Source organism: Brevundimonas sp. UBA2416 (assembly GCF_002343105.1).
Taxonomy (GTDB): domain Bacteria; phylum Pseudomonadota; class Alphaproteobacteria; order Caulobacterales; family Caulobacteraceae; genus Brevundimonas.
In genome coordinates this window covers 948-8,042 of sequence record NZ_DDRM01000030.1, presented here as the reverse complement: position 1 = coordinate 8,042, position 7,095 = coordinate 948, and the positions used below count along the sequence as shown (strand labels likewise).

The window sequence follows — 7,095 nt, the reverse complement described above, 5'->3', positions numbered from 1 at the left end:
TCCAGTTGACGCTCCAGATGTCGTTCGGCGACCAGGTCAGCGACGACGTCAGGCGGACACGCGGGAAGAAGATCGTGCTTCCCACTTCCGTACCGTCGGTCGGATCGGCGACGTTGGTGAAGTTCTCCTGCTCGATCAGCCACAGACCACCGACGCGGTAGTCGAAGCGACCCCAGTTGCGGCCGAACACTTCTTCGGTGTCCAGCGAGTAACGGGCCGAGAAGTCCAGACCACGGGTGGTCAGGGCCGCCAGGTTGACCGGCTGCTGGATGAAGCCGCCGATCGGGTCGCCGGCGGGAGCGCCGACGCCGAACGGGATGGTCGGGTTGTTGCGGAACACCGAGCCACAGGCGTCGGGGTTCAGCGAGGCGCCGCTGACGCAGGCGGCCGCAAGGGCAGGCGCGTTCGGGAACACGATCACCCGCGACAGTTCAATCTCGTAGTAGTCGAGAATGATGCTGAGGTTCGGGAACCAGCGGGGCTGCAGCACGGCCGAGACGGTGAAGCTTTCCGACTCTTCCGGCGTCAGGTCGACGTTGCCCCGGATCACGCCGGCGATGCCGGAGGTGTAGATCGGGTTGAAGTCGTCCAGGTTGGTCGCGGTGGCGCCGGCGAAGTCGAAGGAGAAGCCGGCGGCCGTGGCCAGAGCCGTACAGTTGGCGATCCGGTTGGCCCGGACTTCGGGGTTCTGCGCGGCGATCTGCAGGGTGGTGCAGGCGTCAACGAAGGCGTTGGCGAACGTCTGGCTGGCGGGAGCGAAGTTTTCCGACAGGTTGGGCGCGCGGAACGAGGTGTTGAAGCTGGTCTTGAACGCGATGTCCTGGATCGGACGCCAGACCAGGTTGATGCCGTAGACGTCGCCCTCACCGGCGGTGGTGTAGTCGAACGAACGGTAGGAACCGCTGAGTTCGGCGTACTCGCCCAACCAGCTGTCACGGAACAGCGGGATCGAAAGTTCGGCGAACCATTCCTTCGACTCGTATTCGGCGGCGGCGAAGTCGGCGCCGGTGTTCATGAACAGCAGGCGATCGCCGGTGCTGCGCGTGCGGCCGAGACCTTCGGTGAACTCCCGGCGGTATTCAGCGCCGATGGCCATGCCGATCTCGCCGGCGCCCCAGAAGTCCCAGAGCTGGCCGGAGATGACCGCCAGGCCCTGATCCTGCTGGTTGACGTGCGAGACGTTGATGACCGCATCGACATAGTCCAGGGCCGCCTGGCTCTGGTTGCCGTCGCCGAACACGTTCAGCGGCTGGCACTGGTTCACCGCGGCGGCGAACTCGGCGTTGGACAGGGCAGCGTTGCCGCCTGGGAAGTTGCCACGCACATAGTCGTCGAGGTCCCCGAAGCCCGGTGTCAGAAGGTTCTGGGCCGCGATCCGACGTGCGCGGCAGACGATTTCGCCCGGCCGGCCGTTCACGATACCGGCGGCGTCCACGACTGCGTCAGCGGCGAGGGCGAAGCGTTGGACGTCAACACCGCGCTCGAAGTTGATGTTGGTGGCTTCGCCCGAGGTCCAGGACAGATCCCAGTCGATGTTCTTGATGAAGCCGACCTGATCCAGGTCGCCGCTCAGGGCCAGGACGTAGCGCTCGATTTCACGCGTGTTGTCCTGGCTGCGTTGCGGGCCGAACATCGAGTGACGGGCCCACTGACGCGAGACCGCCGCACCAGCTGCGGTGCCTTCCGCGTTGGCGTTGGCGGTCCAGTTCTGGACCATGTTCGCCGTGATGGCGTCCTTCACGTTTTGCGGCAGGAAGGCGTTGTCCGAATAGCGCAGGTCGAACTGCGAGACTGCGCGGATTTGGTTGGTCCATTGCGGGTTGGCACCGGACGTACCCGGAGTTTGGTGCAGGAAGATGTCGAAGAAGGTCGGCTGCGAGATGTCGAAGGTGTCTTCGGTGATGTACTTGTACTCGACCGACAGGTCGATGTTGTCGGTGACCGCGAAGTTGGCGCCGACCTGGTAACGCTGCGAGGTCGATTCCGGAACGCGGGTTTCCTGGCCGAAGTTGTTCGGGTTTTCACCGTCGCCACCGATGTTCAGCGTCCGGTTCGAGCCGACATTGCCGATGCGCTGGCCGAAGTTGGCCAGACGGGCGGTGGAGCCTTCATACCAATAGGTCTTGGTGGGATCCAGGCTGTAGCAGTTGGCGCTGGTCAGAGCGGTACAGCTGGCCAGCGGCACATCGGGATCCGTCAGCGGGCTGGGGCGCTGCGAGTTGGCGAGCGTGGTCTGACCCCAGCGCGGACGCGACAGGGTGCGAACGCCGCTGAACACCTGGTTGTCGAGCATGCCGTCGTACGGCGCGTTGGTCGGGTCGGCGTCGATACCGACGAAGGCATGGGCGGCGCGGAGCCAGTCGATGTCCATGCTCTCGACCATGTCGATGTCTTCGTATTCAGCGAAGGCATACAGGTTCAGACGGTCGTCAAACAGGTTGGTGCCGATCAGGGCGGAGATGCGCTTGTTGGCCTGACCGTCCTGGTTGATCATGCCGTAGTTGGCGTCGATTTCCATGCCTTCGAAGTCGCGACGCAGCTGGAAGTTCAGCACGCCGGAGACGGCGTCGGCGCCGTAAACCGACGAGGCGCCGCCGGTGACGATTTCGATGTTCTCGATCAGCAGACGCGGGATGGTGTCGACGTCGACAGCCAGGTTGCCCGCAGAGGAGCCGACGTGGCGACGGCCGTCAACCAGGGTCAGCGTCCGGCCGGTGCCGAGCGAGCGCAGGTTGGCGAAGGACAGACCACCGTCGTTCAGGTTCGAGCCGGTCGTGTCCGAGGGAACCAGCGAGTTCGACAGGGCGGGGATGGTGGCCAGGTAGTCGACGACCGTCGACTGACCGGTGCTCAGCAGCGCTTCACGCGTCACCTGGATGAGCGGGGTCGGGGCGTTGGTCGGGTCACGACGGATGCGCGAACCGGTGACGACGACTTCGTCGATCTCGGTCGCCTGCGAGTCGGACCGACCCTGAACGTTGACGCCCGGGAGCTGGTCCTGGGCGAAGGCCGGAGCCGTGACGGCCATGACGCCCGCGAGGATCGTCGTGCCAAAGAGGTACTTGCGCTTGAGAAGCATGGTGATTGGGCCCCAACCGTTGTGGATGCAATACGCAGCGCCCGCCGGACGACGGATTCTGCTTCGGACCTTCACGCTAGCAGCAAAGCCGGCAACGGCAAGGGATTGTGGCCTCTTGGCGACCAATCCGGCCCGCGGTTGTTACAATCCGGACACAGTCTCGCCACGTCGGGGAAATTTTCCGGCGGCATCTTGCGCCGGGCGGGCGTGGGTCAGAGATTCTCGCGCAGCCAGCCCGCCGCGCGGGCCACAATCCCGCCGCGATGGACGCGGGGCGCGTCGGCGGCCGAGATCTGGCGGGACATCAGCTTGCGGGCGGAAACGGCTTCGCGCGGCCCATAGGCGGCGCGAAGCAATACGCCGGCCGCCGAGCAGAAGGCGGGACCCGAGGCGGCGTCGGCCAGGTGGGGCGCGCGCTGGGGCTTGCCCAGCCGCACGGGCCGGTCGAACACCCGGATGGCCAGCTCGCGCACGCCGTTCAGCTGGCTGGCCCCGCCGGTCAGCACCAGGCCCGCACCGGGCTCCAGGCCCACGCCGGCGTTGCGCAACCGATCCCGGAGAAGCTCCAGCGTCTCCTCGACCCGCGGGGCGATGACGGTCTTGAGCATGGCGCGCTGGACGAAGATCGGGCCGGCCGAGGCGTCCTCGCCGCGCGGCGGGGCCTCCAGCATCTCGCGATCCTCATGGGCGTTGGCCATGGCCGAGCCGTGCAGGGTCTTCAGCCGCTCGGCCCCGGCCCGCGACGTCGACAGGCCCCGGGCGATGTCGGCGGTTACGTGATCGCCGCCGACGCTCAGCGATTCGATGTGCAGCAGCGACCGCCCGCCCCAGACCGCCGCAGAGGTCGAGCCGCCGCCCATGTCGATACAGACACAGCCCAGGTCCATCTCGTCGTCTTCCAGCGCCGCCAGCGACGACACCACCGGCGCCGCCGCCACCCCCTGAAGATCGAGGTGGGCCAGTTCCAGACAGTGGCTCAGGCCGTTGAAGGCGCTCTCGGCCATGGAGACGACCAGCAGGTCCAGTCCCAGCGAATGCCCCTTCATCGAGCGCGGATCGTGCACCCCCCTCGCCCCGTCCACCGACCAGGCGATGGGCAACACATGGATCGGCCGACGGTTGGGCAGTCTGATCTGCGCCAGCGCCATGCCGATGGCCCGCGCCAGGTCGGCGTCCCCGACCGGCGTGGCGCCCAGCGAGACCCGGGCCTGAACGCGATGACTGGCCATCTGGCCGATGGCCGTGGTCACGACGACGCCCGAGACCGGCGAGCCCGCGGCCCGCTCGGCGCGTTCGACGGCGTGACCGATGGCCTGGGCCGCCTCGTCCATATTGACGATGCCGCCGCCGCGCACGCCGCGCGACTGGACGTGGCCGGCTCCCGCGACACGGATGGTGCGGTCGGCGTGGCGCACGCCGTCGGCCTTCATGATGAAACAGGCGACCTTGGACTGGCCGAGGTCGAGCGCGGCGACCACGGGCGCCCTGCCCGCCTTCTGGCCCGTGCTATCCACAGACTTGTCCACAGACCGTCCGGTCATACGTCGTCCCCGCTCTACGCTTCGCCGGCGGAGGGCCGGACGGCGACCTCCTCGGGCGTTCTAAGGTCAATGCGGGCGAAGCCCAGCTCCAGCAGCCGCTCGCGCTGGTCCAGCGCGTCCAGCTGGATCAGCGCCGCCTCCTGGTTGGAGGCAGGCAGCTGGATCAGGCTGCCGTCCTTGAGCCGCAGGTCCCAGCGGCGCTCGTCGACCCGCACCAGGGCCTCGACCCGGCTCGCGAGGCGCGGGCGCTGGGCGATCAGGGGCAGGACTTCGGAGGCCGCCTGTTCGGCGCCCTTGCCGACCACCAGAGGCAGGTTCGGATAGCGGCCGGCGTCGGCCCCGGCGATGACCTGCCCATGACTGTCGATGACCTGGTTCACGCCGCCGGTCTGCCAGACGGCCAACCGGTCATGTTCGATGACGTGGACGATCAGGGTGTCGGGCAACAGGCGCACGACCCGCGCAGACTTGACCCAGCCGATCTGTTCGACCCGTTCACGCACGGCGTCGAGATCGATGGAGGTCATGGGCTGGTGGGCGGAAAGCTGCACGGCCTGCTGGATGGCCCGCGTCGCCTCGGGGCTCTCGCCCTCGATGAAGACCTTCTCCAGCTTCAGGCCCATCCCGGCGGTCATTCCGTCGATGCCCTGGCCGATCGAGGCGCCGATCCGCTCGGCCCGCGCGCCCGTCGCCAGAACGCCGGCCAGCAGCAGGGCGCCGGCGGCGATGGAGATCACGACTGCGCGGGGCGACAGATCCAGCCGGCCCAGCGCCGCCATCTTCCCGGGCGTGGCCTGGGCGTTGCGCGGCACGCGGCCGCGTCCCTGGGATTTGGGAGCCGCGCCGCGTTTTGCAGGCTGGTTCGAACTCTGTCGCCGACCGCCGCGAACTACCGCGGGCATGAGGCGTCCTCCACCATCCACCGTACCAAGGCTTTGTAGTCCATCCCCACATGGGCGGCCTGCTCTGGACTGAGCGAGGTCGGGGTCATGCCGGGCTGGGTATTGACCTCCAGAAGGACCAGTTCGTCCTTAACATCGTCATAACGAAAGTCGGATCGCGAGACGCCGCGGCAGCCCATGGCGGTATGCGCCAGCTCGGATTCCCGCAGCGCCGCCTCGAACACATGCGGCGGCAGAACCGCCGGCAGCACATGGCTGGAGCCGCCCGGGGCGTATTTGGCCTCATAGTCATAGAAGCCCTTGGCCGGGGTGATGTCGGTGATGGTCAGGGCCCGCGGCCCGGACTTCTCCCCAAGAACCGTGACCGCCAGCTCCTTGCCGGCGATGAAGGGCTCGACCATCACCTGTTCGCCATAGGTCCAGCTCGCCTCGCCCGGCGCCGGGCAAGGCGGCTCGCCCTCGCGCACCAGATAGACGCCGACTGACGACCCCTCGGCGTTAGGCTTGAGCACATAGGGCGGCGGGATGACGTGGGTCCGCGACACCACATGCCGGTCGAACAGCCCGCCCCCCGGAACCACGACGCCGGCCGCCTTCAGCACCGCCTTGGACTTCTCCTTGTCCATGGCCAGGGCCGAGGCGAGCACGCCCGAGTGGGTATAGGGAATGCCCAGCGTCTCCAGCACGCCCTGGACGCATCCGTCCTCACCCCATTCGCCGTGCAGGGCGTTGAAGACGACATCGGGCTTCAGTTCGGCCAGCACCTGGGCCAGGTCGCGCCCGGCGTCGACCCGGCTGACCTTCGCCACCTGCCCTTCGAGCGCGTCGGCGCAGCCCTTGCCGGACGACAGTGACACTTGCCGTTCGGACGACAGCCCGCCCATCAGGACGGCGACGTGCAGGTCTGCGAACGGGCGGGTCATGGCAGGATCAACTCAGAGCGGGCGGCCGATCCTCTTGATCTCCCATTCCAGGTTTACGTTCAGTTTACTTTGAACGTCGGCGCGCACGGCATCTCCGAGACCCTCGATATCCGCCGCCGTCGCCTCTCCGGGATTGATCATGAAATTGCTGTGCAATTCACTGAACATGGCTCCGCCGCCGGTCGCCCTGAACAGTTTCCCGCGCCAGCCCGCCTCATCGACCAGTTTCCACGACGAATGGCCCGGCGGGTTCTTGAAGGTCGAGCCCCCGGTCTTTTCCCGGATCGGCTGGGTCAGTTCGCGGCGCGAGGTGATCTCGGCGATGCGGGCGGCGACAGCCTCAGGATCGTCGGGAGTCCCACGGAAGGTGGCCTCGATCCAGATGATGTCGGCGGGCGCCTCGGAGTGGCGATAGGTGTAGCCGAAATCGGCCAGCGCATAGTCCACCCGCTCGCCCGACCGCGTCAGCCCCCGGGCCGACACCAGAATGTCCTTGGTCTCGGCGCCGTAGCAGCCGGCGTTCATGGTCAGGGCCCCACCGATGGTCCCCGGAATGCCGGCATAGAACTCCAGCCCGCCCAGCCCGGCCTTGGCCGAGGCCCTCGCCACCATGGAATCCAGCGCGCCGGCGCCGGCGGTGATCGTGTCGC

Annotated in this window: 5 protein-coding genes; all 5 read right to left on the bottom strand. The window is 67.4% G+C overall.

Annotated elements, in window-relative coordinates; all coding sequences use genetic code 11:
- A partial coding sequence (locus B3E43_RS09965) for a TonB-dependent receptor domain-containing protein (RefSeq protein WP_292028975.1) occupies positions 1-3,079 on the bottom strand: 3,079 nt, incomplete at its 3' end.
- 212 nt (positions 3,080-3,291) lie between these two features.
- Positions 3,292-4,620 (bottom strand): cell division protein FtsA, encoded by a 1,329-nt coding sequence (gene ftsA / locus B3E43_RS09960; protein ID WP_292028973.1) that lies wholly within the window; start codon positions 4,618-4,620, stop codon positions 3,292-3,294.
- Positions 4,621-4,634: 14 nt separating this feature from the next.
- Positions 4,635-5,522, bottom strand: coding sequence for a cell division protein FtsQ/DivIB (locus B3E43_RS09955; RefSeq protein ID WP_292028971.1), 888 nt, complete (start codon positions 5,520-5,522; stop codon positions 4,635-4,637).
- On the bottom strand, positions 5,510-6,445 hold the full coding sequence (locus B3E43_RS09950; RefSeq protein ID WP_292028968.1) for a D-alanine--D-alanine ligase: 936 nt from the start codon (positions 6,443-6,445) through the stop codon (positions 5,510-5,512). Before B3E43_RS09950 ends, B3E43_RS09955 begins: the two co-directional genes overlap by 13 nt.
- Positions 6,446-6,457: 12 nt before the next feature.
- Positions 6,458-7,095: UDP-N-acetylmuramate dehydrogenase (gene murB / locus B3E43_RS09945; protein WP_292028966.1), on the bottom strand; the 638-nt coding region annotated here is incomplete at its 5' end.